This is a genomic window from Mesorhizobium delmotii, from assembly GCF_900149755.1.
Taxonomy (GTDB): domain Bacteria; phylum Pseudomonadota; class Alphaproteobacteria; order Rhizobiales; family Rhizobiaceae; genus Mesorhizobium; species Mesorhizobium delmotii.
In genome coordinates, this window is sequence record NZ_FUIG01000018.1 from 24333 (window position 1) to 48774 (window position 24442).

The 24442-nt window shown below is 61.6% G+C and carries 29 protein-coding genes and 1 tRNA gene; 6 read left to right on the top strand and 24 right to left on the bottom strand.

What is annotated here, in order from left to right; genetic code table 11:
• Nucleotides 1-172: 172 nt before the first annotated feature.
• Together BQ8482_RS10255 and BQ8482_RS10260 are read left to right on the top strand one after the other, a co-directional pair.
• On the top strand, nucleotides 173-1753 hold the full coding sequence (locus tag BQ8482_RS10255; RefSeq protein WP_123147525.1) for a hypothetical protein: 1581 nt from the start codon (nucleotides 173-175) through the stop codon (nucleotides 1751-1753).
• A gap of 91 nt (nucleotides 1754-1844) precedes the next feature.
• Nucleotides 1845-2462 carry a class I SAM-dependent methyltransferase gene (locus BQ8482_RS10260; RefSeq protein WP_123147526.1) on the top strand — a complete coding sequence of 206 codons (618 nt, stop codon included), beginning with the start codon at nucleotides 1845-1847 and terminating at the stop codon, nucleotides 2460-2462.
• Here BQ8482_RS10260 and BQ8482_RS10265 read toward each other — a convergent pair.
• Nucleotides 2453-2761 carry a hypothetical protein gene (locus tag BQ8482_RS10265; RefSeq protein ID WP_123147527.1) on the bottom strand — a complete coding sequence of 103 codons (309 nt, stop codon included), beginning with the start codon at nucleotides 2759-2761 and terminating at the stop codon, nucleotides 2453-2455. The two genes, BQ8482_RS10260 and BQ8482_RS10265, sit on opposite strands and share 10 nt — an antisense overlap.
• Before the next feature lie 662 nt (nucleotides 2762-3423).
• On the opposite strand from BQ8482_RS10265, the gene BQ8482_RS37655 reads away from it, so the two are divergent.
• The gene (locus BQ8482_RS37655) at nucleotides 3424-3687 is read left to right on the top strand and encodes a hypothetical protein (RefSeq protein WP_133254738.1); all 264 of its coding nucleotides are present in this window, start codon (nucleotides 3424-3426) and stop codon (nucleotides 3685-3687) included.
• A gap of 63 nt (nucleotides 3688-3750) precedes the next feature.
• Here BQ8482_RS37655 and BQ8482_RS10275 read toward each other — a convergent pair whose 3' ends face one another.
• The 3 genes from BQ8482_RS10275 to BQ8482_RS10285 all read right to left on the bottom strand — a co-directional run bounded on the left by BQ8482_RS10275 (nucleotide 3751) and on the right by BQ8482_RS10285 (nucleotide 5102).
• Nucleotides 3751-4476, bottom strand: a complete 726-nt coding sequence (locus tag BQ8482_RS10275) for a phospholipase D-like domain-containing protein (protein ID WP_123147529.1) — start codon at nucleotides 4474-4476, stop codon at nucleotides 3751-3753.
• 84 nt (nucleotides 4477-4560) lie between these two features.
• Nucleotides 4561-4637, bottom strand: a tRNA-Pro gene (locus BQ8482_RS10280).
• A gap of 177 nt (nucleotides 4638-4814) precedes the next feature.
• Nucleotides 4815-5102 carry a helix-turn-helix domain-containing protein gene (locus tag BQ8482_RS10285; protein WP_123147530.1) on the bottom strand — a complete coding sequence of 96 codons (288 nt, stop codon included), beginning with the start codon at nucleotides 5100-5102 and terminating at the stop codon, nucleotides 4815-4817.
• Nucleotides 5103-5558: 456 nt separating this feature from the next.
• Between BQ8482_RS10285 and BQ8482_RS10290 the strand changes: the two genes are divergently transcribed.
• Nucleotides 5559-5834, top strand: a complete 276-nt coding sequence (locus BQ8482_RS10290; protein ID WP_123147531.1) for a hypothetical protein — start codon at nucleotides 5559-5561, stop codon at nucleotides 5832-5834.
• Nucleotides 5835-5888: 54 nt separating this feature from the next.
• On the opposite strand, the gene BQ8482_RS10295 is transcribed toward BQ8482_RS10290, so the two are convergent.
• The 7 genes from BQ8482_RS10295 to BQ8482_RS10325 all read right to left on the bottom strand — a co-directional run bounded on the left by BQ8482_RS10295 (nucleotide 5889) and on the right by BQ8482_RS10325 (nucleotide 11015).
• Entirely contained in the window at nucleotides 5889-6227 is a 339-nt protein-coding gene (locus tag BQ8482_RS10295) for a hypothetical protein (RefSeq protein ID WP_123147532.1), read from the bottom strand.
• A gap of 320 nt (nucleotides 6228-6547) precedes the next feature.
• A complete protein-coding gene (locus BQ8482_RS10300) occupies nucleotides 6548-7090 on the bottom strand; it encodes a MerR family transcriptional regulator (protein ID WP_123147533.1) in 543 nt (180 codons plus the stop codon).
• Nucleotides 7091-7285: 195 nt separating this feature from the next.
• Nucleotides 7286-7609, bottom strand: coding sequence for an integration host factor subunit alpha (locus tag BQ8482_RS10305; protein WP_095485783.1), 324 nt, complete (start codon nucleotides 7607-7609; stop codon nucleotides 7286-7288).
• Between the two features lie 104 nt (nucleotides 7610-7713).
• Nucleotides 7714-8685, bottom strand: coding sequence for a beta-ketoacyl-ACP synthase III (locus BQ8482_RS10310; protein WP_123147534.1), 972 nt, complete (start codon nucleotides 8683-8685; stop codon nucleotides 7714-7716).
• A gap of 9 nt (nucleotides 8686-8694) precedes the next feature.
• On the bottom strand, nucleotides 8695-9765 hold the full coding sequence (plsX, locus tag BQ8482_RS10315; protein ID WP_095491041.1) for a phosphate acyltransferase PlsX: 1071 nt from the start codon (nucleotides 9763-9765) through the stop codon (nucleotides 8695-8697).
• 131 nt (nucleotides 9766-9896) lie between these two features.
• On the bottom strand, nucleotides 9897-10445 hold the full coding sequence (locus BQ8482_RS10320; protein ID WP_123147535.1) for a YceD family protein: 549 nt from the start codon (nucleotides 10443-10445) through the stop codon (nucleotides 9897-9899).
• A gap of 27 nt (nucleotides 10446-10472) precedes the next feature.
• The gene (locus BQ8482_RS10325) at nucleotides 10473-11015 is read right to left on the bottom strand and encodes a ubiquinol-cytochrome C chaperone family protein (protein WP_123147536.1); all 543 of its coding nucleotides are present in this window, start codon (nucleotides 11013-11015) and stop codon (nucleotides 10473-10475) included.
• A gap of 114 nt (nucleotides 11016-11129) precedes the next feature.
• Between BQ8482_RS10325 and BQ8482_RS10330 the strand changes: the two genes are divergently transcribed.
• Nucleotides 11130-11672 carry an outer membrane protein assembly factor BamE gene (locus BQ8482_RS10330; protein ID WP_123147537.1) on the top strand — a complete coding sequence of 181 codons (543 nt, stop codon included), beginning with the start codon at nucleotides 11130-11132 and terminating at the stop codon, nucleotides 11670-11672.
• Between the two features lie 257 nt (nucleotides 11673-11929).
• On the opposite strand, the gene BQ8482_RS10335 is transcribed toward BQ8482_RS10330, so the two are convergent.
• Both BQ8482_RS10335 and BQ8482_RS40040 read right to left on the bottom strand, forming a co-directional pair.
• A complete protein-coding gene (locus BQ8482_RS10335) occupies nucleotides 11930-14071 on the bottom strand; it encodes a sodium-translocating pyrophosphatase (RefSeq protein ID WP_123147538.1) in 2142 nt (713 codons plus the stop codon).
• A gap of 253 nt (nucleotides 14072-14324) precedes the next feature.
• The gene (locus BQ8482_RS40040) at nucleotides 14325-14459 is read right to left on the bottom strand and encodes a hypothetical protein (RefSeq protein ID WP_280178810.1); all 135 of its coding nucleotides are present in this window, start codon (nucleotides 14457-14459) and stop codon (nucleotides 14325-14327) included.
• A 58-nt stretch (nucleotides 14460-14517) separates the two neighbouring features.
• Here BQ8482_RS40040 and BQ8482_RS10340 point away from each other — a divergent pair, with 58 nt between their 5' ends.
• Complete coding sequence (locus BQ8482_RS10340; protein ID WP_123147539.1) at nucleotides 14518-14718, top strand: type II toxin-antitoxin system HicB family antitoxin; 201 nt, start codon at nucleotides 14518-14520, stop codon at nucleotides 14716-14718.
• A gap of 217 nt (nucleotides 14719-14935) precedes the next feature.
• Here the strand turns inward: BQ8482_RS10340 and BQ8482_RS10345 are convergent, their stop codons facing one another.
• From BQ8482_RS10345 to BQ8482_RS10400, 11 genes are all read right to left on the bottom strand, one after another.
• Nucleotides 14936-16156 carry an MFS transporter gene (locus BQ8482_RS10345; protein ID WP_123147540.1) on the bottom strand — a complete coding sequence of 407 codons (1221 nt, stop codon included), beginning with the start codon at nucleotides 16154-16156 and terminating at the stop codon, nucleotides 14936-14938.
• Nucleotides 16153-16653 (bottom strand): transcription antitermination factor NusB, encoded by a 501-nt coding sequence (gene nusB / locus BQ8482_RS10350; RefSeq protein WP_123147541.1) that lies wholly within the window; start codon nucleotides 16651-16653, stop codon nucleotides 16153-16155. Before nusB ends, BQ8482_RS10345 begins: the two co-directional genes overlap by 4 nt.
• Nucleotides 16650-17144, bottom strand: a complete 495-nt coding sequence (gene ribH / locus BQ8482_RS10355; protein ID WP_123147542.1) for a 6,7-dimethyl-8-ribityllumazine synthase — start codon at nucleotides 17142-17144, stop codon at nucleotides 16650-16652. Before ribH ends, nusB begins: the two co-directional genes overlap by 4 nt.
• Nucleotides 17145-17395: 251 nt before the next feature.
• Nucleotides 17396-17908 carry a GNAT family N-acetyltransferase gene (locus BQ8482_RS10365; protein WP_123147543.1) on the bottom strand — a complete coding sequence of 171 codons (513 nt, stop codon included), beginning with the start codon at nucleotides 17906-17908 and terminating at the stop codon, nucleotides 17396-17398.
• Between the two features lie 3 nt (nucleotides 17909-17911).
• Nucleotides 17912-18217, bottom strand: a complete 306-nt coding sequence (locus BQ8482_RS10370) for a type II toxin-antitoxin system TacA family antitoxin (RefSeq protein WP_374120279.1) — start codon at nucleotides 18215-18217, stop codon at nucleotides 17912-17914.
• Between the two features lie 51 nt (nucleotides 18218-18268).
• Nucleotides 18269-18886, bottom strand: coding sequence for a riboflavin synthase (locus BQ8482_RS10375; protein ID WP_123147544.1), 618 nt, complete (start codon nucleotides 18884-18886; stop codon nucleotides 18269-18271).
• Entirely contained in the window at nucleotides 18886-20010 is a 1125-nt protein-coding gene (gene ribD, locus BQ8482_RS10380) for a bifunctional diaminohydroxyphosphoribosylaminopyrimidine deaminase/5-amino-6-(5-phosphoribosylamino)uracil reductase RibD (protein ID WP_123147545.1), read from the bottom strand. Before ribD ends, BQ8482_RS10375 begins: the two co-directional genes overlap by 1 nt.
• Before the next feature lie 2 nt (nucleotides 20011-20012).
• Entirely contained in the window at nucleotides 20013-20489 is a 477-nt protein-coding gene (gene nrdR / locus BQ8482_RS10385; RefSeq protein ID WP_023798407.1) for a transcriptional regulator NrdR, read from the bottom strand.
• A 149-nt stretch (nucleotides 20490-20638) separates the two neighbouring features.
• Nucleotides 20639-21226 carry a hypothetical protein gene (locus BQ8482_RS10390; RefSeq protein WP_425294090.1) on the bottom strand — a complete coding sequence of 196 codons (588 nt, stop codon included), beginning with the start codon at nucleotides 21224-21226 and terminating at the stop codon, nucleotides 20639-20641.
• Between the two features lie 85 nt (nucleotides 21227-21311).
• Nucleotides 21312-22625 (bottom strand): serine hydroxymethyltransferase, encoded by a 1314-nt coding sequence (glyA, locus tag BQ8482_RS10395; RefSeq protein WP_123147547.1) that lies wholly within the window; start codon nucleotides 22623-22625, stop codon nucleotides 21312-21314.
• A 118-nt stretch (nucleotides 22626-22743) separates the two neighbouring features.
• Nucleotides 22744-24390, bottom strand: coding sequence for a Na+/H+ antiporter (locus BQ8482_RS10400; protein WP_123147548.1), 1647 nt, complete (start codon nucleotides 24388-24390; stop codon nucleotides 22744-22746).
• Between the last annotated feature and the right edge of the window lie 52 nt (nucleotides 24391-24442).

Sequence of the window (24442 nt, forward strand, 5' to 3'; positions counted from 1 at the left end):
GGGTCTTACGAGCGCTCCCAAGCCAAATGACCGTGCAAGCCGCTGCCTTCGGGCGGCGGCTTTTTATCTTTTTTGAAACAGCAGAGAAAAGGTGGCTAGTGTTTTGCGTCTCGTTTGGAATCCGGTACGTCGAACCTCACATGTACCCCTTGAATCGAATGGATAGCTCATTGTGGAAGATGATCGGGCGGACGAAGTTGATCCCAGCCGGACGTCCCTCTTCGCACTAAAGCGAAGGCGCGACAAATTCAGAAAGGGTCTGACCGAACTTTTGGGCAAATCGGAAGCTACCGATTTTCTGCAACTGATTTGGTCTCTCAATGCCCTGCAGAACGGCCAATTCGATCTCGCCAAGCGTTTCGGTCCCAATTTCTCCAGAATCGAAATGGAGCAAGCGAGAGAGCGATTTCGCTTCGCTCCCTGGTGGCTCGAGACTTTGGTCAATGAATACCTGACAACCTCTTTCAATCCAGGTCGTCAGGTTCTTGATTTGAAACACCCGGGCTCTGCCAACGGTCTGGTCGGCGCGCTCAGTGCACTAGAGAATGCAGAGGACGGGGTCTGGCTTAAGACAGGCAACATTTTCCATTTGATAGGTCACCTCAGTCAAAGGCAGTTTCCCTGGCAGCGAGGGTTTGCATATTTCTTGCAGTTTTACCGCCCGCTGTTCGTGTTTGATTTTCCAGAGGCGGAAGCTAGGTTCGAAGGGCGAGTTGGAATTTCAATCAGCCAATTTGCGCTTTGCGGCTTCGCTTTGCGCGCGCATCTGGGCACAACCCCCTTTGCTGCAATGGACATAGATTTGCAGGAGATCGGGATATCGCCTCACGAAAGAGACGTGGCGATTCGGAAGGTTTCTCTGCCGCTCCTTGCCGCACGAAGGCAGGCGACGAACTTGCGGGCAGAGGCTGGTTTGACGGGCTACAAGAAGAGCGTGTTAAGGCAGAGCCCTTGCCTAATTCTACCGGATGGCAGGCAGCTTATTGCACCTCTTCCTGATCTAATCGCATTGCGGATTTCGAGCGGGATCTACTACGACATCGTCGGTGACGGCGCGATCAATGAACGCATGGGAAAGCGCTTCGAAGACTACGTCGCCTTGTTGCTCGATACCTTTTTGCCTGACATCGGAGTTCGACGCGAAACGGAATATTCGATCCGCAAAGGTGAGAATTACCGTTCATCTGACTTGGTCCTAACCATCAACGGCGTTGCACCGTTCATCGTGGAATGCAAGGCAAAGAGGGCATCGCATAGCGCGAAGTTCGCCGAGAGCCCTTCCGAAGCCGAAGGGCTCTCCGATCTCGCTCATGGGATTTTTCAGATCTGGCGGCATGTCTCCCACCATCGTCGAAGACTGGTGGGTAAAGACATGATCCTTTCGGCGTCACCGATAGGAGTATTGCTGACGCTCGATACGTGGGCGGACATGTCACGGCCGACACGCGAAGAGATTTTCCGTTTAGCTCGGGAAATCCGGCAGTCAAAAGCACCTGACATAGCCGAGGAGGACATGATCCGGATTGGTTTCCTGCACATAGAGGATTTCGAGGGTATATTGTCGACGGCTACCCCTGAGTCATTGATCGCGGCTGCTGAGCGGTGGCTTGGTGATTCCAAATACGATGGATGGAGCCTCCGAACAGTTCATGCCGAGGCACCGGGTCGAAAAGAGGTCGACCATGGCCCAATGTTTGACCGCTTGCCAAGGCCATCGGGCATGTCCTGGTGGACGCCTTTGGCTCGACCCTGACAGCTTCATTCACATGGCAGAAAAGTTAGTCAGAGGGGGAATCTTTTTTAGCGAAACCAGCGTATGTTCAATCCGCAATCGGAGCCGGCATATGCAAAACACCTCGCACGCGGTCATGTCTCAGCGCTTCGAAGCGAAGGACAGCACTGACAATTTCCCAACGCCGCCATGGGCCACGCGGGCTCTGGTCGAGCATGTAATTGGAAATCTGGCGAAGGTCCGCGGCATGACGTGCTTGGAGCCGGCATGCGGCCAGGGCCATATGTCGAGACCGCTGGCCGAATATTTTGCCGAGGTCGAATCGTCAGACGCCTTCCACTACGGCTTCGGCCCAATCCGCGACTTCCTAGAGTATCCATTCGAGGCAGGATCTCACGACTGGGTGATCACGAATCCGCCTTTTCGCTTGGCTGAGCAATTCGTCGATCGGGCGCTGACCGTTGCGCGCGTCGGTGTCGCTATTCTTGCGAGAACCGTGTTTCTTGAGAGTGTCGGGCGCTTTGAGGACATTTTTCAGCATCGCCCGCCGACAAAGTTCGCGCAATTTGTCGAGCGCGTACCCATGGTCAAAGGTAGGCTGGACCGCAAGGCATCAACGGCTACTGGCTATGCTTGGTTCGTGTGGGAAAAGGCCGGCACCGCAGAGCCACGCCTTATGTGGGTGCCACCGTGTCGGAAGTCGCTGGAACGCAACAGTGACTATTCGTGAAGGTTCCACCGCTTGGCGCCTGCCGCCAGCGTTTCCTTCGCCTCGTCTATATTCCCAGCATCCAAGGCGGCGAGGGCCTTTTCGAGGTGGGCATAGACCCTACGCCCTTTGATGCCTGGCGCGCCTTTCGGCGGTAACTCTGCCGCCGGCGCGGCCTCAACATGACCGAACATCTCGCCAGAAAGAACTTCCGCAATGCGCGCCTGATTCTCACCGAAATAGGCGGCCATGTCGTGGTGCTTATCGCCTCGGGCCGCCATTCCGACAATCAATCGAGCATCGTTTTTCGTCAGTGCCATTTTACCCTCCCAAAGAGCCGCTGACTGTCGTGCATCCCCGTGCTTGTGTCAAACTCGCCCGTGTCTCCCTTGAAATCTGAGAAGTCCAGATCTGCATGATCGCTGCTTGAGATGCATCCGGAGCATCTGCCGAAGCGGTTGATGATACACATGCCTATGAAGATCAATGGCAAGATCCATTGGCATACCGAGCGGTTCAGGGGATGACGGACCGCCTCACAGGTCGCAGGACAAGCTAAGGGTGGAGGATGCGAAGGCCGACAACCATAAAACCAGGCGACGTATTTGGGCGGTTAACAGTGATCAGACAGGTCGAGAACGATCGTCGCAACAGGCCTCAGCAACTTTGTCGTTGCGAATGCGGCAATGAGCGCCTTGTCCTCAACAACAGTCTGAAGACCGGCAACAGTCGCTCATGCGGCTGTCTCGCACGAGAACGGGCGGCGGCGACACAGTATCGTCATGGTGGCAAGGGCACGCCTCTTTGGCGCATCTGGCGTGGCATACGAAAAAGGTGCGAGAGCCCGACCAACTCAGACTTTCGTCACTATGGCGGGCGCGGGATCAAGGTCTGCGCCGAATGGCATGACCTTGTCGTTTTCCGCGATTGGGCACTTGCCAATGGTTGGGAGGATCGCTCGCACCTTCCGAAAAACGAGCGCTTGTCCATCGACCGGATCGATAATGACGGTCCTTATAGTCCCGAGAATTGTCGCTGGTCGACAAAATCAGAGCAATGTCGCAACAGGCGCAGCAACCGCGCTGTGCGCCGCTCGGATGGCAAGACCTACGGAACGATCGTTGCTGCGGCCGAGGACGTGGGAACTTCTTACAGTGATATTCGAGCGGCCTGTCTCTGCACGCGCAAGCGCAAGATCGTCGGCGGATACGGCTGGGCCTTCGTCAGCAAAGACACCGATCTCTGAGGCAGAGACAAACGGGAGCAAGTCCCCAGACCCGGAGCACGGCCCGCTGCCTCACGGGGGCTTCTAGAGCGGGATCGAGGCAGTCCACAAGGCTGCATAAGCAGGGATCTTAAGCGCAGCTACGTCTGCGGTCACGACCACCAGGGAAGCCGGCGACCTCGCCGCGAAGTCTTTGAACGACTGGCTCACGTTCCAAACCCTATTGTCATCAATGACAATCAATCGGTCATGCAGCAGGCGTGGGCCCGTATTCCGCGCCTCTATGGCGCGTACAGCGCCGTACTGTGACGTCCATCGCTTCACCGCCGGAGCCAAGGTGGCCTTTGCGGTAGCGGAGTCGGAAAGCAGATCGATTTTCACCCCTTCCGGGATCATAGGGGCAAAATCAGTGAGAATTGTCTCATCGAGATATGGGTCTACGATCAAGATTCTACTGCGCGGCTCCTTGAAGACCTTCCCGATCGCCGTCATGGCGTCCATCGCGCTGCCGACCGGTAGGAAGGCTCCTGAAGACGACGCAGGAGCGGCGAGTTCGGCCCGCGCCAGTGCTCTCTGCAAAATGGACCACAAGCTCGGACCATAAATCGCTGTATGGCTGCGATAGTGGTCCGCAGCGTCTTTGATCTGGGCCATGTCCGTAAGGTCGCCAACGGCCTCTACCAACGCAACCGCTTTGCTGACCCAGACCTCTTTCTCTGCCGTGTATTGGCTCATGTCGGCAGGCATCGCCGCTAAATGGTGCCCGATGCGCACATAGAGTTCGTGCGCGTCGATCGGCCGAGAAAGCATCTGAGTTACCCCTAGCGTTACCCTGGCTGAAAAATCTGCGGGAATTGAAGGTGGACTTTTGGGGGCAAGTCCTTGTTTTTATTTTGGTCGGAGTGGCCGGATTCGAACCGACGACCCCTTGACCCCCAGTCAAGTGCGCTACCGGGCTGCGCTACACTCCGGACCGGTCGCGATGTATCGTGATAACCCGGTTCGGGTCAACCGAATTCGGCGGCCGTTGCGCCAATGCCCCAGCATGGTGGATTTGAAGTTCCTGCTCCGTTGGACGTCGTCAGCATTCAGGAACTTCAAATCCAGAATCACACTCGTTTGTCTGGCTTGATCCTCTGGCGTCGCTGTTATGAGACGGGCCGTCGATTTTCCACAGGTTGTGTCAGCACGCCCGTATTGATCAGCGCGTTTTCCGGAAGCCGGAGCGCGGAGGCTATTCGCCGAAGCTTCGACAAATCTGCATTCTTGCCGTTCTCGATGTCCGCGATTTCATCGACCGCCAGGCCGCACGTCAGAGACAGCTCTTCCATGCTGTATCCCCTGGTTTCTCGGATGGCCTTGAGGGCGCTGTGGTCGGGGGCAGCTTCGGTCGCCGACAGTTCGGAAAAAGCTTCGCTTGTTGCTATTTGGGGCATTTGGCAACTCCGTGGATTTAAAGAGTTTGATCAAATCAAGAAGTTGCCTGAGACGGCGCAGAGAATGCCCTCTCAATGGTGATTTGCCAAGCGCCAAAAATGCCGTCACGGCATCGTGATTCCGATCGGCGCAGCCCGGCACAGGCCTCGGCACACCGGCACGGACCGTCATCCCGATCGGGTTCTTTGACTGGCCGATCGCCGAATTGTTCCACGGTTCTGAGCCGCTCCCTTGTTAAGCGGCAGTCGCTGGCCCGTCAGCCGTTTTGAACGGATCGAATCAGCGGCGGGAGCCTGATGCAGGCAGAACGCGTCAGGGGGCTGCGAATATTTTGAACCGACGCGTGAACCTTTCCTCTCCGGGCCGCACCAAGACCGTATGGACGCCACAAAGGCGGTCCCCAACCAGAAGGACGCCCTGACGGCGATCCTCGATCCAGAGAAGGAAATGCTCAAATGACTGATATTTCGAACTTCAAGCGCCTGTCGCTCGCCGCTGCCATCGTCGTCTCGGCCTTCGGCTCGATTTCCGTTCCGAGCTCGGCCTTCGCCGACGGCACGCATCCGAGCGGCGGCGGCGCGGTTTGTAAGGGCGCGGGTCACTGCCTGGTGCTGCAGCTCGACTGCAAGGGTACATACACGGATGCCACCGACTCCAACGGCACCGTCTATGGCAAATGCAGCCAGACCGCGCAGGTCAGCCCGAAGAACCAGCTCAAGCTCGCGCGCTGATCGACTTTGTTTTCAACGAAAATGGCGGCCGTCCGCGCCGCCATTTTCTTTGTCTCAACGTGCCGATCTGGATGTCGGTCGCGACGTCTTCTGCTGTCGGCTGAGCAACAGGCTGGCGACGAGCCCGACCACAACCAGCCCGACAGCGGCCGCTGTCGCGGGATGATCGCGGGCTGTCTTCTCTATCACTCTGCTATGCCTCCTGATCGCAGGCAGAGCGTCACTGATGCGCTCGGCAAGGTCCGAGTAATAGTCCGACGCGGTGTCACGCCCGTCCTCGTAATAGGCGCTGCCGCGCCTGGACACGGCTTTTCTCAGCGCCGCCAGCTCCCTGGAGAGGGATGCGACCTGCTTTTCAAGGTCGATGTCGGAGAGGGTCGAAAAAGATACCATGATATGCTTCCTTCCTTTGCGAAAAAGAACGCATGATTTCGGAAGCAGTTCCGGTTTTTGCCGGCGATCGATCGGGCCTTAAAGCGCGCTGGGTCTGAAGGGATTCATGCGACCCGCTTTAAGTTCCTTTTATGCGTATCGTTATTCCAAAACGGCTGCACACCCTCGGCTCAAGCCCAGGGTCAGGCCCGAGGGCAGGCTTTTGGGCGACATGCACTACAGCGCCACGCGTCCTATTGGACGCGCAAGGGACGCTGTAGCAACTTAATTTTGCGCATGATCCTTTTTCGAAAATCGATTCCGATTTTCGGGGTCATGCGCTAGCGCACCTGATCGAGCAGGCGCTTGCATTCCAGAAGGTCGAACAGCGCCTCCTGCAGCAAAGCACGGTTGTCGCGCGAGAGTTTCGACGTGCCCGGCTGCACCGGCCCGTCGTCGTCGGTCTTGCCCAGGCCGAAAAAGCGCCGGCTGGGTTTCACCTTGGGCTCGCCGACCAGCATCTCGTCATCGGCGCCGCGCGGCTGGGCCGCCGGCGTCAGCGGCACCGCATCGGCCTGCCGGCGTTGCGAGATCGCCTCGACGGCCGCCATGTCGCCACTGCCGATGGCGACGAGGAAATGGTTGCCGTTCTCGCGCAGCAGCTTCTGCACGCCCTTGATCGTATAGCCCTGGTCGTAGAGCATGTGGCGGATGCCCTTGATCAGTTCGACATCCTGCGGCCGGTAGTAGCGGCGGCCGCCGCCGCGCTTCATCGGTTTGATCTGGTTGAAACGCGTTTCCCAAAAACGCAGCACATGCTGCGGCAGGTCGAGATCTTCTGCGACCTCACTGATGGTGCGGAAAGCATCGGGGCTCTTGTCCATGGGCGAAATCCTCACGCTGGAGCATGATCCCGAAAAGTGGGAATCGGTTTTCGGCCAAGATCATGCTCAACAAAGAGTCATTCCGATCCGGCTGGTTCTGCCGAATCGGGCCTTATTTCAGCGGTTTATGAAACAATATTCAAGCCCGGCGTCAAAGGGGGCGACCGTTTTCAACCGGGCTTTGATGCGCAGCCGCTATTTGCTGCCCTTGGCCTTGCTGTTCTGGTGGGCGCGCAGAATGCGGTTCTTCAACACATTCGACGATTTGAAGGTCATCACCCGGCGCGGCAGGATCGGCACTTCCTCGCCGGTCTTCGGATTGCGCCCGATGCGCTCGTTCTTGGAGCGGACATGGAACGTTGCGAACGACGACAATTTCACCGTCTCGCCGCGAACGATCGCTTCGCAAATCTCGTCCAGAACCGCTTCGACGAGCTCGGCCGATTCAGTGCGCGACAAGCCAACCTTGCGATAAACGGCTTCAGCAAGATCGGCGCGCGTAAGTGTCTTTCCCCCCATGCGAACCGTCCCCATCAGCTCAAAAACATAACTCTATACAAGCAAAGACAGAGCCTAAGTAATTGATCCGGCAAGGTCAAGGACCGAACCTGTCAGTTCGGCACTTACCAGCGAACCAAAACCGCGCCCCAGGTGAAGCCCCCGCCCATCGCCTCGATCAGCACCAGGTCACCCTTCTTGATGCGGCCGTCGGCGACTGCCACCGACAGAGCCAGCGGCACGGAAGCAGCCGAGGTGTTGCCGTGCAAATCGACCGTAACCACCACCTTTTGTTCTGCTATCCCGAGCTTTTTGGCGGAAGCGTCGATAATCCGTTTATTGGCCTGATGCGGCACAAACCAGTCGAGATCCTCAGCGGTGATGCCGGCAGCTGAGAACGTCGTCTCGATGACGTCGGTGATCATGCCGACCGCGTGCTTGAACACTTCGCGGCCTTCCATCCTGAGATGGCCCACCGTTCCAGTGGTCGACGGTCCACCGTCGACGAACAACTTGTCCTTGTGGGCCCCGTCGGAGCGCAGGCTGGCCGCCAGCACCCCGTGGTCGGCAATGCTGCCCGCCCCCTCTCCCGCTTCCAGCACCATCGCGCCGGCGCCGTCGCCGAACAGGACGCAGGTCGAGCGGTCGCTCCAGTCGAGGATGCGCGAGAAGGTTTCGGAGCCGATCACCAGCACGCGTTTGGCCAGGCCGCCGCGGATATAGAGGTCGGCTGTCGTCACCGCGTAGACAAAGCCCGAGCACACCGCCTGCATGTCGAAGGCGAAGCCGTGATGCATGCCGAGCCTTTTCTGGATGTCGACGGCGGTCGCTGGAAAGGTGTTGTTGGGCGTCGAGGTCGCCAGCACGATCAGGTCGATATCGGCAGGCGTCAGGCCGGCATTGTCGAGGGCTGCGCGCGCCGCAGCCTCGCCGAGCGAAGCCGTCGTCTCGTCGTCGGCCGCGATATGGCGCTGGCGGATGCCGGTGCGCTGGGCGATCCATTCGTCTGATGTCTCGACCATGCCTTCGAAATCGGCATTCTTCATGATGCGGCGGGGCAGCGCGGCGCCTGTGCCGCGCACGACTGATCTGATCAAGGCTCTTTCCTATTCCTCTGCGTCGGCAACGACGTCGGATTTCCTGGATGTCTGGGCATGCGGATTGCGCGCATGGAACAGGTCGAGATCGGCTTCGATGCGATCGAGCAGATTGTTGCGCACCATGTCGTAGCCAAGCTCGATCGCCGCCGCGAAGCCGTCCGAATCAGCCCCGCCATGGCTTTTCACCACGATGCCGTTCAGACCCAGGAAAACACCGCCGTTGGAGCGGCCGACATCCATCTTTTCGCGCAGGCGATCGAAGGCGCCTTTCGCGAATATATAACCGATCCTGGCCATCAGCGTCCGGTCCATCGCGGCACGCAGATAACCGGCGATCTGTCTTACCGTGCCTTCCGCCGTCTTCAGCGCGATGTTGCCGGCAAATCCTTCGGTGACGACCACGTCGACCGTGCCCTTGCCGATGTCGTCGCCCTCGACGAAACCATGGTAGTTCATCGAGGCCATGTTGGCCTCGCGCAACATGCGGCCCGCCTCCTTGACCTCTTCCTGGCCCTTGATCTCCTCGACGCCGACATTGAGCAGGCCGACGCTCGGCCGTTCGATGCCGAAAACCGAGCGCGCCATGCCGGTGCCCAGAATGGCAAAATCAACCAGTTGATGCGCATCCGCGCCGATGGTGGCGCCGACGTCCAGCACCACGCTTTCGCCGCGCAATGTCGGCCAGAGCGCCGCGATCGCCGGACGGTCGATGGTCGCCATGGTGCGAAGGCAGAACCTCGACATCGCCATCAGCGCGCCGGTGTTGCCGGCCGAGATGCAGGCGTCGGCAGTACCTGCCTTGACCGCCTCGACCGCTTTCCACATCGACGACTTCCAGCGGCCATGGCGCAGCGCCTGGCTCGGCTTGTCGTCCATCCTGACTGCTATCTCGCAGTGAATGAACTCGCACACTTCCGCCAGCTTGGGGAGTTTTGCGAGTTCGGGGCGCACTGCCTCCTCGCGACCATAGATGACGAAGCGGATGTCGGGACGCCGCGTCGCGACCGTCATGAGCGCCGGGATGACCACGCTTGGTCCGTGATCGCCACCCATGGCATCGATGGAAATCCTGATCACGCGGTGTTCATCTCACAGTTTGCTTGAGCGAGCGCCTGGCGCTGGCAACGGTTTTGGGGCTCGCGAAGGTTCGGCGAAAATAGCGTTTTTGGGCTGCCGCACAACCGGCTTTCTCCGATTGGGTCGGGTTTTCAGGATTTTCCCAGCAGGGAACGCAGCTTTTGCTGGAATTCGCTTTCCGCAGTCCCGGCATCGTCGGCAGCCTCCATTGAAACGCCTTGCTTGCGCGGATAGGGATCGATCGCCAACCCAAAGAACTGTTCGGCGAGCGCCCCGACATCGATCGTATTGCCGGAAAATGTTTCCGGGCTGTCCGGCCCTTCGGCATCGAGCATTATCTCGCCGCCGCCCTCGAAACCCTGCCGCCCGAGCTTGGACTGCTCCGGCAGGAACAGTCCGTCGACCGCCTCGTCTATATGCGCCTCGACCGGGTCGAGGGTGACGATGCAGGCCTGGGTGATATCGGCCTCGACGCGGCCGCTGACCTTGACGCCGTTGCGCTTCCATGGCGTCACCAGCAGTTCGGCACGGTAGTTCTCGACCGAGAGCAAATCGTGCTCGCCCGCCAGCGCGGCGCGCTGCGCGGCGTCGGCCTCGATCACCACCGGCAGTCCCTTTTGCGGCAGCCTGGCGACATTGGCCACGAATGACACAGGGCTCTGGGAATCGGCGTGTTTCATCTTTTCCTTAGATAGTCTTTGTTTCTCTTAAATAGTCTGGGCCACGGGGAATGCCACCGTGCCGGAAACAATCGATTCGGTCGGCTGTTCCGCGAGTCGCCTCGAGACATCGGCGACATAGCCGGCCAGTTGCGTTGCTTGCGGCCAGGTGGCGGCATCGGGCCTGACATTGCGGGCAAGGGCGGCGACGAGTGCATCCTGGTCGTTTCGTTCCAGCGCATCGTCATAGGCGGCGGTGCGGCCATAGAACATCTTCGCCAGTTTCTTCATGCGCTTCGGCACGCCGACGTCGCCGATGCCCAGTTCCCGCAGCGAATGCTCGACATCCATGAAGAACTCGTCGATCAGCACCTGCGCGACCTCCCCGGCAACGCCGCCCTCGCCGCGCAGCCGGTGCTGAAACAGGAACATGTGCAGCGACAGCATCTCGAAGCGGCCAAGCGGCGTGTCCGGTACATTCCAGTCGGAATAAAACACGGTTTGCCGCGCCGCTGCCACGATTTGTGAGTAAAGCGCCTCGGTGATAGCGCGGTTGGCGTGACGTTCGCGACCAAAAAGGCGCTGGAACATTGAGGGTGGTCTCCCGGGGACCGTATGTTGAATTGGCCTTGTTGCATCGGCGAGCAAGCTGGTTTACCGGTTTTGCGGCCCAGCGCAAGTTGCGGCCAGCTAATGGAGTTGTAGTTGCGCGCGCTGAAATTCAAGTCGACTTTTCTGTCCAGGTCCGCTTTGTCCAGGTCCACCGGCGCGGTCTCGCTGCTGGTGGTTGCATCGGCGCTGTCCGCCTGCAACTCTTCGAAGATGATCGGTGATCTCAATCCGAGCGAGACGCTGACGCAGGGCTACGTCATCGACCAGCAGGCAATCGACCTGGTGCCGGTCGGCTCGAGCCGCGAACAGGTGCTTCTGGCGCTCGGCACCCCGTCGACCAAGGCGACTTTCGACAACGAGGCGTTCTACTACATCTCACAGACGCGCAAGCGTTACGTCGCCTTCGACAAGCCGCGGCTGGTCGACCAGAAGGTGCTGGCCGTCTATTTCGGCGAGGACGGGCGCGTTACCCAGATCGCCAATTACGGCCTGAAGGACGGCAAGGTGTTCGACTTTATCTCGCGGACCACGCCGACCGGCGGCAAGGACCAGAACTTCCTCAGCCAGATCATCGGCGGCGCCAGCAAGTTGGCGCCCGGCCTCCCCGGCGGCGGCGGCGGCTCGCCCGGCACCTGATCCATCCCGGCAGAATCTGCTTCTCATCCTTTCCTTTTGCTTCCCTGGAAGCAGCAACATCTCAGGCGACCGAAAACCCGCGGGAGCGATCCTGCGGGTTTTTGTTTTGAGACAGCAAGCCAGCGTCGCGGGCTGCGGGCCGCAGACGACTTGAAGGGCGTCAATGCCTTGATGCGGGACGTCCAAAATAGAAGAACCCGCGGGATCGCTCCCGCGGGTTCGGTTCTGGATTTCGGGCCCGGAAGGGCCGAGCGGCCTCAGCCGTGCGCGAGCACGGCCAACAGCAGCAGGGCGACGATGTTGGTGATCTTGATCGCCGGGTTGACAGCCGGACCGGCGGTGTCCTTGTAGGGATCGCCGACCGTGTCGCCGGTCACCGAGGCCTTGTGCGCCTCGGAACCCTTGAGGTGCTTGATGCCGTCCTTGTCGGTGAAGCCGTCCTCGAACGATTTTTTCGCGTTGTCCCAGGCGCCGCCGCCAGAGGTCATCGAGATGGCGACGAACAGGCCGTTGACGATGACGCCGAGCAGCGAGGCACCAAGTGCTGCAAAGGCGGACGCCTTCGAGCCCGAGAGCAGCAGCACGCCGAAATAGACGACCAACGGCGCCAGCACCGGCAGCAGCGACGGAATGATCATTTCCCGGATCGCCGCCTTGGTCAGAAGATCGACCGCACGCGCATAGTTCGGCTTCGACGTGCCGGCCATGATGCCCGGATCCTCGCGGAACTGCTTGCGCACCTCTTGGACGATGGCGCCCGCCGCGCGGCCGACGGCCGTCATGGCGATGCCGCCGAACAGATACGGAATCAGGCCACCAAAGATCAGACCGGCGACGACGTAGGGGTTGGAGAGGTCGAAAGAGACTTCGCCCATACCCTGGAAGTAAGGATATTTGTCGCTATTGGCGGCAAAGAACTTCAGGTCGTTGGAGTAGGCCGCAAACAGCACCAGCGCGCCGAGACCGGCCGAACCGATGGCGTAACCCTTTGTCACCGCCTTGGTGGTGTTGCCGACGGCGTCGAGCGCATCGGTGGACTGGCGCACTTCCTTGGGCAAGCCGGCCATTTCGGCAATGCCGCCGGCATTGTCGGTGACCGGGCCGAAGGCGTCGAGCGCAACGATCATGCCGGCAAGGCCGAGCATCGTGGTGACTGCGATCGCGGTGCCGTAGAGGCCGGCGAGCTGGTAGGTCGAAATGATGCCGCCGACGATGACGATCGCCGGAAGTGCCGTCGATTCCAACGAGACCGCAAGACCCTGGATGACGTTGGTGCCGTGACCGGTGACCGAAGCCTGGGCGATGGAGTTCACCGGGCGCTTGCCGGTGCCGGTATAGTATTCGGTGATCACCACGATGAGGCCGGTCACCGCGAGACCGATCAGGCCGCAGATGAACAGGTTCGTGCCGGTGACGGCCATGCCGGCGACCGTTCCGATCTCGCCCCAGCCCAGCGTTGCCGAGGTGGCGATGCCGAGGCCGACGATCGACAGCAGGCCGGTGACGATCAGGCCCTTGTAGAGCGCGCCCATGATCGAGCCGTTGGAGCCGAGCTTGACGAAGAAAGTGCCGACGATGGACGTCAGGATGCAGGCGCCGCAGATGGCCAGCGGATAGAGCATCGTGGCGCTGAGAACGGCGGTGCCGCCGAAGAAGATGGCGGCGAGGACCATGGTGGCGACCACGGTCACCGCATAGGTCTCGAACAGGTCGGCAGCCATGCCGGCGCAGTCGCCGACATTGTCGCCGACATTGTCGGCGATGGTGGCCGGATTGCGTGGATCGTCTTCGGGAATGCCGGCTTCGACCTTGCCGACGAGATCGCCGCCGACGTCGGCGCCCTTGGTGAAGATGCCGCCGCCGAGACGGGCGAAGATCGAGATCAGCGAGGCGCCGAAGCCGAGCGAAACCAGCGAGTCGATGACGACACGGTCGTTTGGCTGAAGGCCCATGAATTGGGTGAGGATCAGGTAGTAGATCGAGACACCGAGCAGGGCCAGGCCAGCGACCAGCATGCCGGTGATGGCGCCCGACTTGAAGGCGATCTCGAGGCCGGCAGCGAGGCTGTTGGAAGCCGCCTGCGCGGTGCGGACATTGGCGCGCACCGAGACGTGCATGCCGATGAAGCCGGCGGTGCCCGACAGAACGGCGCCGATCAGGAAGCCGATGGCGGCGGTGATCGAAAGCAGCCACCAGGCGAGCAGCAGGACCACGACGCCGACGATGGCGATGGTGGTGTACTGGCGCGCCAGATAGGCCTGCGCGCCTTCGCGGATGGCCGCGGAAATTTCCTGCATGCGTGCATTGCCCTGATCGGCCGCGAGGACCGAACGTGTCGCCCAGATGGCGTAAAGGACTGAAAGCAGACCGCAGGCGATGACGGCTGAAATTATGGTCATTGCCGGATTTTCCTCGCTTGATGACCCAAAAGAACCCCTCCCTGGGCCGTTGAGACAGGGGAGCGGATTCCGCGCGCGGAATCCGCTCCCTTCGCATCGGCTTATGCGAAACAGGGTTGCGAACGTCAAGATATTGTTCGGTTTTTGCCCGGCTTTCGCCCAAAGGCCCCGCCTTTCGCCCAAAAGCAATGGGCGGCAACACGCTCGCCAGCGCCGCCACCCAATTAGATCGAATGAAATCGGCTGGCGGTCGTCAGCCGTTGCGCAGGTCGCAGTCCAGCTTGACGACGAAGATCCGCACCGCCAGCATGTAGAACATGAAAGCCTTCTGCTGGCCGTTGCAGATGTTGGGCTGCCAGGCAGGAAGAACTTGCAGATCAGCGCTCATGCAGTTTTGCAAATACCGGCGGGCAGCCTATCTTCCAGGTCGAACTGGGAGATGACTCATGAAGTTCAAGGCGATCATTCACGAAGCCGAAGAAGGTGGCTACTGGGCCGAAGTGCCGGCAATTCCCGGCTGCGCGACCCAGGGTGAAACCTTGGACGAACTTGTCGAGAACTTGCGTGAAGCGATCGAAGGCTGCTTCTCGGTAGAGCCGCTATCTTTCACTTCAGAACCCGGCCGGGTCATGGAAATCGCTGTTTGAAGTCCATTTCCGGCAAGGAGCGTGCAATCGCGCGTCGCGTTTGACCGGCCTCATGCGACGCGCTTTAGGTTGTTGTTTTTATGCATGTCGTTATCGCAAAACCGCTGCACACTTTTGCGCGACATGCATTACAGCGCCGCGCGTCCGTTTGGACGCGCAAAGGACGCTGTAGCACTTTGATTTTGCGCATGATCCTTTCCGAACCTTCGGTTCGGGGTCATGCGCTGGTCGGCCGGGCGCCCGTCATCTTCAGCACGCCCAGCGCCACGAAGCACAGCACCGTCACCGGGAAGATGATCCAGTTCAGCATCTCCCAGCCCCAGGCATTGTAGACGGCGCCCGACATCAGCGAAGCGAAGGCGACGGAGCCGAACAGGACGAAGTCGTGAAAACCCTGGACCTTGCCCTTTTCGGATGGCCGGTAGCTGTCGGCGACCATGGCGGTGGCGCCGATGAAGCCGAAATTCCAGCCAAGGCCGAGCAGGATCAGCGCCGTCCAGAACTGCCACAGTGCCAGGCCCGACAGCGCCACCACGGCGCAGCCGATCAGCAGCACAAGGCCGGTTGCGACGATCCGTTCGGCGCCGAAGCGATAAATCAGCGAGCCGGTGAAGAAGCTCGGCGCGAACATCGCCATGACATGCCAGGAAATGCCGAGAGTGGCGTCGTCCGTCGACAGGCCGCAGCCGACCATGGCGAGCGGCGCGCCGGTCATGACGAAGCTCATCAGCGCATAGCTGCCGACGGCACAGAACAGCGCCGCAACGAAACGCGGTCTGGTGACGATCTCGGCGAGCGGCCGCGCGTCGCTGTCGGCGATTTCTGCTTTGCCCGTCGCCTTCGCCGGGATGCGCAGGAACGACAGGATGGCGGCGCCGACCGCCGCCAGCACCAGGATTGACGCGAACGAGCCGGCAAACATCACCGGCGCAAACAATTCGCGGGTGAAGATGACGATCTGCGGCCCAAGGACGGCGGTGACGATGCCGCCGGCCAGCACAAAGGAGATGGCGCGGGCCTTGAATTCAGACGGCGCGTTGTCGGCGGCCGCGAAGCGGAATTGCTGGACGAAGGCACCGCCGATGCCGATCACCAGCAGGCCGAAGGCAAACAGCCAGAAGCTGGCGTAAAACAGCGCCAGCGTGGCGACCAGACCACCGAGCGCGGTGACGATCGTGCCGGTCATGAAGCCGTCGCGTTGGCCGAGCCGGCGGATGATGGCTGCGGCCGGCAGGGCGCCGAGCGCCACGCCGACGTTGAAGCCGGTGATCGGCGCCGTCGCCAGCGACTTGTCGGAGTCGAGCAGATAGTGCCCGGCCAACCCACCCACGGAAATGGCGATGGGTGCGGCCGAGCCGATGATGGCCTGCGAAGCGGCAAGGATGAGCGCCGTGCGGCGCGCTTCCCTGCCAGCGTCGGCGATAGCGACGGCCGTCATGAAGCGTCCTTGCCACGCCCCTCGCCGCGCACCCGGCGCGACACGCGATCGAGCACCGCGTTGACCAGCTTCGGCTCGTCTTCTTCGTAAAACGCCTTGGCGATGTCGATATATTCCGAAACGATGACAGCCACCGGCACGTCCTCTCGCTTCATCAGTTCGTAGACGCCGGCGCGCAATATGGCGCGCAGCGTCGAATCGAGCCTGGACAGCGGCCAGTCCTCGGTCAGCGCCTGGCGGATGATCGGATCAATGGTTTTCTGGTTCTCGACGACGCCGGCCAGGATGGCGCGGAACCATTGTGCGTCGGCCTCGCGATAGAGCGCGCCGTCGACTTCCTTGCCGAGCCTGAACGCCTCGTATTCGGCGGTGATCTCGAAGACGCCGCTGCCGGCCACATCCATCTGGTAGAGCGCCTGCACGGCGGCCAGACGGGCAGCACCGCGCTTGTTGGCGTGGCGTACCGCGGGCTGGCCGGGTGATGCGGGTTCGCTCACGATCGCTCCCCCAACTGTTGCTTGAGGGCAATCATGGTCAGCGCCGCACGCGCGGCAAAGCCGCCCTTGTCGCCTTCCGAACGCCTGGCCCGCGTCCAGGCCTGCTCGTCATTTTCGGTGGTCAGGATGCCGTTGCCGATGCAGACCGCTTCCTGCACGGACAGGTCCATCAGGGCACGGCTGGATTCATTGGCGACGATGTCGAAATGATAGGTGTCACCGCGCACGACGGTGCCGAGGGCGACAAAACCATCATAGCTCGGCCCGCCTTCGGCGGCGCCGTCGAGCGCGAAGGAAATCACCGCGGGAATTTCGAGTGAGCCCGGAACGGTGACGACATCGTATGTCGCGCCCGCTTCGTCGAGCGCGCTTGTCGCACCTTCGAGCAGCGCGTCGGCAAGGTCGTCATGGAAGCGTGCCTCGATGACAAGAAGGTGGGCCTTCTTCTTCGGGCGAATGAACGCTTTGCCGTGTTGGGATGTGCCAGCCATAGATGTCTCCGGGATCGCCGGTGACTTAGGCCGAAGCCGGTTTGATCGCAAGCAGAAGATTGGTGGAGACGAGCCAGGCTTATCGCATCTTTGGGCGAGGTGCGGAGTGGGGGCAGCCAGCACCGATGCTTTCAGCCCACACAAGAACGGCCTCGTGATCCACCACACGGCCGTCATCCACGTCGGCCAAGGCTTGGCGCGTCAGCCGCTCTTCCTCTTTGGAATCCCTGCTTTCCATCAAAGTCCCTTCCTCATTTGAACAGCTCAGCGATATCAGCCATCGGCCGGAACAGCTTCATTGGCTGATCTGGGAACGGCAGAAAGCTCTCGCGTTGATAGAAGCGGCGTGCGTCTTCGCCTTTGGCATCGACTATAACAGCGAACGAGGCAATCTCGCTTCTGACGCACCGGGACAGTGCATCGGCCAAGAGATAGCGACCATGGCCTTGCCCCCGATATCGCCGATCAACGGCGAGACGACCAAGCAGCGTCGCTGGAATGAGGGGGTAGCGAGGAAGCTTGCGGATGGTCTGGGCGGGCCACTCGCCAATATCCACGGCAGTCGCCGACAACGTGTAGTAGCCGGCGATGGCTCCGTCCGGCAGGACAAGAACAAACGGTGCCGCGATGTTCTTGCGCGCGTCCTGTCCAGCCTGCATTCGGAAATATCGATCGAGCGGCTCTACGTCGCTCTCGAACGAAGTCCTTTCGTGATGTGGGCCAAGCACCTCAACCCGAAGAGAATCCTCGTTGGAGGCGCTCACTCGTCAGGTGCCGGTGGCCTGACGATACCGACGCACGGTATCGCGCAAACGATCGTTTACCGGCTGCGGATTGATTAGGGCATCGACGAAGGCCCGGCTGTCGCGGACAGACAAATCGAGACGCTGATGCTCCTCGATGGTCCTGCGGGCGGCTTCTTGCACACTGGTCAGCACGAAATCCGTCACCGTCCGGCCCTGCAGGGCCGCAGCATGTTCAATTAGGCTTTTCTGGTCGGCCGTAACGCGCGTCTCCAAACGCTCGCCACGGACACGGCCGCGAGGTGGGTGTGCATGTGCTGTCATCGTCATTCTCCAGCCGACAATGTACGGCCAATGGCCGGAAACTTCAAGGCTGTTGCCTCAAAGCCCCTCTTTCGCGGCCTCGGCCAAGCGCGCCGCATAGCGAGCCATGGTGTCGATCTCGAGATTGACCCGGTCGCCGACCTGGCGTTCGCCCCAGGTGGTCACCGTCAGCGAGTGATGGATCAGCAGCACGTCGAAGCGGGTGCCTTCGACCTTGTTGACGGTGAGCGAAGTGCCGTCGAGCGCGACCGAGCCCTTGGGTGCGATGAATTTGGCCAGATCACGCGGCGCATCCAGCGTGAAGCGCACAGCGTCGCCTTCCTCCTTGCGCCACACGATCTCGGCCATGCCGTCGACATGGCCTGAAACGATGTGCCCACCGAGTTCGTCGCCGATCTTCAGCGCCCGCTCCAGATTGATCCTCGTGCCGGATTTCCAGCCCATCGCTGTGGTCAGCCTAAGCGCTTCTTCCCAGGCCTCGACTTCGAACCAGCGCGCATTGGCGCCGCTTTCCGGCAGCGCCGTGACCGTCAGGCAGACGCCGCCACAAGAAATCGAAGCACCGATGGCGATGGTCTGCGGGTCATAGGCGGTGTCGATGCGCAGGCCGACGCCCTCTCTCAGCGGCTTCACGGCAGCGACGGTGCCGACATCGGTGACAATCCCGGTAAACATCAGATGTCCCTTATCCACTCGGCGTAGCTGTCTTCGCCGAAACGCATGTCGCGCAATTTGCGAAATCCTGCCGGGATATGGTCGGCGTCGATGGGCGATGCAATGCCGCTCTTGCCGATCGGCTTCTGCCCCTGGAATAGCACGATGCGGTCGACCAGCCCTTCGGCGAGGAAGGCTTTGGCCACCTTGGCGCCACCCTCGACCAGCACGCTGGCCATGCCGAGCGCCGCCAGATCCTCGAGCAGTTCCGGCAGCGCAATATCGCCCTCATACGTCTCGGTGCCGATGAAGCGCACGCCGGCGCGTTCGAGCGCGGCCCGCCGGTACGGGTCGGCTTCGGCGCAGGCGGCGACATAGAGCGGAACCCGCTCGACGCCGGCGACCAGTTTCGACGTTTCCGGCAGCCTGATCTGGCGGTCGAGCACGATGCGCGCCGGCGAACGGTTTTCCAGCCCCGGCAACCGCACCGTCAGCGCCGGATCGTCCTCCAGCGCCGTGCCGATGCCGATCAATATGCCGTCGGCTTCGGCCCGCATCATATAGACTTCGCGCCGGGCGACGTCGCCGGTGATCGAGACCTGCCCCTCGCCTTCCATGCCGATCTTGCCATCGCTGGAAAGTGCAAGTTTCAGGATCACTTCCGGACGCTTTTTCAGAGATCGAATGAGATAGCCGGCCATCTGCTCGGCGGCTTCTGCCAGCAGCACCTTTTCGACCACTTCGACACCGGCGGCATGCAGGATCGCATAGCCGTTGCCGGACACGCGTGGATCGGGGTCGCTCGCAGCCCCAACTACCCGCGCGACGCCGGCATTGAGCAGTGCAGTGGCGCAAGGTGGCGTGCGGCCATGGTGGGCGCAGGGCTCCAGTGTGACATAGGCGGTGGCGCCGCGTGCGAGCTCGCCGGCCTCGGCCAGCGCCTCGGTCTCGGCATGCGGCCGGCCGCCGACAGCGGTGACACCGGTGCCGACGATCATCGGCCCGGTGCCGTCGTCGCGCACGATCAGTGTGCCGACGGACGGGTTGGTCGAGGTCCGCCCGGCATTTTTCCGCGACAGCCTGAGTGCTGCCGCCATGAAGCGGCGATCAAGAACTTCTTGTTCGGCTTGGCTGCGCCTTGCCATGCTCAGCCGGCGTCCTCTTCCTTGAGCTCGTCACCCTTCAGTTCGCCCAGCACGTCGTGGAAATCCTTGGCCTCGCGGAAATTGCGATAGACCGAGGCGAAGCGGACATAAGCGACGTCGTCGAGCGATTTCAGCGCCTCCATCACCAGGCGGCCGACCTCGCCCGAGGCGACTTCGGTCTCGCCCGAGCTTTCGAGCTGGCGCACGATGCCGGTCACCGCGCGGTCGATACGCTCGGGATCGACATTGCGCTTGCGCACGGCGATCTCGACCGAGCGCAGCAGCTTGTCGCGGTCGAACGGCACCTTGCGCCCGGACTTCTTCACCACCACGAGGTCGCGCAACTGCACGCGTTCGAAAGTGGTGAAGCGGCCGCCGCAATCGGGGCAGACGCGCCGCCTGCGGATCGCCGCGCCATCTTCGGCGGGGCGCGAATCCTTCACCTGCGTATCTTCGGACTGGCAGTAGGGACAGCGCATGGACAGCCTTATGTTCGCGATTCTCGTGGAGCGAAAGGCTTAGAGGTTTTTGCCGGGATGGCAAAGCACCGGGGTGGTCTCTCGCGCCTCAGAGATAGCGAGGCGCGAGAAAAATTGCCAGCATCATACGAGACGGCAACACCGGCCGATTACGGAGCGACGTCACCAGTCGGGAACCCACATGACACGCCGAGGCTGCGATAGGCCTTGGTGAAGCCGTCCATCGATACGGTCGCGACCGCTGTGTCGGCGAACGTGACATCGAGTGCGCTGGCGCGGCGCATGGCACGCAGCAGCGCCAGGCTGATCTCGGGCTTGTTGTTCAACATCCATTTTCCGCCGGCACCGGCCATGGCATTGACCGTCGCCTTGACCTTGCCGTTGCTGTCGCCGAACACCGCCGAAATATTCTCGCCAGTCGGCAAGTCCTTGTTCTTCATGGCGATGACAAGCGTCGGATAGCCACTGGGCGGCAGTGCATCGCCGTTCGAGATGGCGAGCGTGAGAGTGCCGCTGGTACCGCTCGCGTCGAGAAAGGCGGTCGAGGCGACGCAGGTCTTGCGCAGATCCTCGCCGGTATCGATCTCGTCCACAGTGGTGGACCACATGCCGAAGGTTTCGGTCTTCGGTGCGGCTGGGGTGGGCGCAGACTGTGCCAAGGCGGCGGACAGCGGCAAGGCGGTCAATGTCGCCACTACGCCAAGCGCGCAAAACCCAGCGACACGGAAAATCTGCATCATCGTCAAGCCTCCTGTCCGGACTCGGTCCCCACTGCAACAGTGCTTCTCGTGCGGCCGATAACGGATGACACTTTGCGTAAGCTCAACCGAGATAGGGATAGAGCGGAAAACGATCCGTCAACGCCGCCACCTTCGCCTTCACCGCGGCCTCGACGGCTGCATTGCCTTCGTCGGAATTCGCGGCCTTGAGCCCGTCCAGCACCTCGGCGATCAGCTTGCCGATCTCGCGGAACTCGGCCTGGCCGAAGCCGCGCGTGGTGCCGGCCGGCGTGCCGAGCCGCACACCCGAGGTGACGAACGGCTTTTCGGGATCGAAAGGAATGCCGTTCTTGTTGCAGGTGATGTTGGCGCGGCCAAGCGCTGCCTCGGCGCGCTTGCCGGTGGCGTTCTTGGGGCGCAGGTCGACCAGCATCAGATGGTTGTCGGTGCCGCCGGAGACGATGTCGAGACCGGTTTCCTGCAGGCTGGAGGCCAGCGCCTTGGCATTGGCGGCAACGCCCTCGGCATAGACCTTGAAGCTCGGCTTCAGCGCTTCGCCGAAGGCCACCGCCTTGGCGGCGATGACATGCATCAGCGGCCCGCCCTGCAGGCCCGGAAACACCGCCGAGTTCATCTTCTTGGCGATCTCCTCGTCGTTGCACAGGATCATGCCGCCACGCGGGCCGCGCAGCGACTTGTGCGTGGTGGTGGTAACCACATGGGCATATGGCAGCGGCGACGGATGCACGCCACCGGCGACCAGGCCGGCGATATGGGCCATGTCGACCATCAAATAGGCGCCGATCGAGTCGGCGATCTCGCGAAAACGCTTCCAGTCCCAGACGCGCGAATAGGCGGTGCCGCCGGCCAGGATCAGCTTCGGCCTGGTCTCTTGGGCGGTCTTCTCGATCGCATCCATGTCGAGCAGATGATCGTCCCTGCGCACGCCGTAGGAAACGACCTTGAACCATTTGCCGCTCATATTGACCGGCGAACCGTGCGTCAGGTGGCCACCGGAATTGAGGTCGAGACCCATGAAGGTGTCGCCGGGCTGCAGCAGCGCCAGGAACACCGCCTGGTTCATCTGGCTGCCGGAATTCGGCTGAACGTTGGCGAAGTTACAGCTGAACAGCTTTTTCGCACGCTCGATGGCCAGGTCCTCGGCCACGTCGACGAACTGGCAGCCGCCATAGTAGCGCTTGCCTGGATAGCCCTCGGCATATTTGTTGGTCATGATCGACCCTTGCGCTTCCAGAACGGCGCGGGAGACGATGTTTTCCGATGCGATAAGCTCGATCTCGTGGCGCTGGCGGCCGAGTTCGTTGCGGATCGCGCCGAAAATCTCCGGATCCGCATCGGCAAGCGTGGTTTCGAAGAAGGATTCGAATTTGTTCGACACTGCCGCTGCTGTTGCCATGCTTGAGATCCTTGTCGTCCGGGGGGCCTGCCGCGCCATTAACACAGTTGCTTTCGCCCCGCCACGTTTGCAGCGCGAAATTTGCTGGCCGGATTGCGGCAGCAAGGCGAAGAGCTGGCTATTTCCTCGCCTGACGGCCCTTCAGCAAAGCTTCCGTAAGCGTAATCTCAGTAAGCAGCGCCTGCATGGTGTGATCGTTGATCTCACGGCTGCGAAACATGGCGCGCACCGCCTTGCGCTCGGCCTCGATGCCGGCGAGCCTCATTTCGAGCTCCAGCCGTCCGGCTTCACGGGCTTCAGTGCGCGCTTCATCAGCCTCGTCGGAGGCGGCGATGCGGCGGCGGTAACCGGCGACAATGCTGTCGGCCGCGGCGAGCCGGGCGCCGGGCACCTCACCTTCGTCCCCGTCTTCCGCACCGGCGATGCTCTCGATGCGGTCGATGGCGGCCTTGGCCGCGCCGACACGCGCCAGGCGTTCCTCGGCAGCGCCGGCATCCTCGCCCGGGTCAACCAGCCCGCGCGCAATCCAGGGCAGCGTGAGGCTGGCGATGGCCAGTGAGCAGATGATGACGCCGGCGGCCAGGAAGATCGCCACGTCTCGCGCCGGAAAGGGCGAGCCGTCCGGCATGGCGAGCGGCAGCGACAGGATGCCGGCCAGCGTTATCGCGCCACGCACGCCGGCCACCGAGCCGGCGAGGAGAATACGCAGTCCGAACGGCTCGGCCTTGCGCTTGCGCAATCGCGCCACGACGCGGGCCGTAGTGTCGCCAATCCAGATCCAGACAAAGCGCAGCGCGATCAGGCACAGCGTCAGCGCCAACACCGTCAGGATCGGCTGGATGACCGGATAGCGGCCGCTGAGCTCGGGCGGCACGTTGCCAATGATGTCGGGGAACTGCAGGCCGAGCAGGATGAAGAGCGCGCCGTTGAAAACGAAAGACAGCGTCGTCCACAGCGACATCGTCTGGATACGCGCCGAAACGCCGAGGAAGCGGAATATTCCGGAACCGCCGGTCAGCACGCCGGCAGTGACCGCAGCCAGGATACCCGAAGCCCCGACATGCTCGGCGCCGAGATAGGCGACGAAGGGCAGCAGGATCATGATCAGCACCTGCGCCTCGGCTGGCACGCCGCCGATGCGGTTCAGCAATTGCAGCGCCTTGGCGGCAACGAACAATGCCACCACGCCGGCCAGGATGCCGACTGCCACGGCGTAGAGGAAAGTCAGAGATACCGCGGCGAAGGAAAAACTGCCGGTCAACACCGCCGCCACCGCGAAACGGAACATGACCAGTCCCGACGCATCGTTGAGCAGCGACTCGCCTTCCAGAATGTGCATCAGCCGTGCCGGAACCACATTCTTGTCGACGATCGAGGACACGGCCACTGCGTCGGTCGGCGACAGCACCGCGGCGAGCGCGAAAGCGACGACGAGCGGAACGCTCGGCACCAGCCAGTGCAAGGCGTAGCCGAAGCCGACGATGGTGAAGAAGACCAGCCCGATGGCAAGGTCCAGTATCGGCCCGCGCAGCGCCACCAGTTCGCGCTTCGGCGCGCCATAGGCATCGCTGAACAGCAGCGGCGGAATGAACACCAGCAGGAAAAGCTCGGGGTCGATCTCGACATGGATGCCGCGCATCGGCCAGGCGAGTGCGGCACCTATGGCAATCTGCAGCACCGGCAACGGCACCCGCACCAGCCGGACCAGCGCGCCGGAAACGGCGACGAAGACGAGCACGATCAGGATGAAGATGGCGACTTGCATGGGCCTGTACCGAACGGCGCTTTCCGGACCCGGCGCAAAGCGCGCCCCCCAG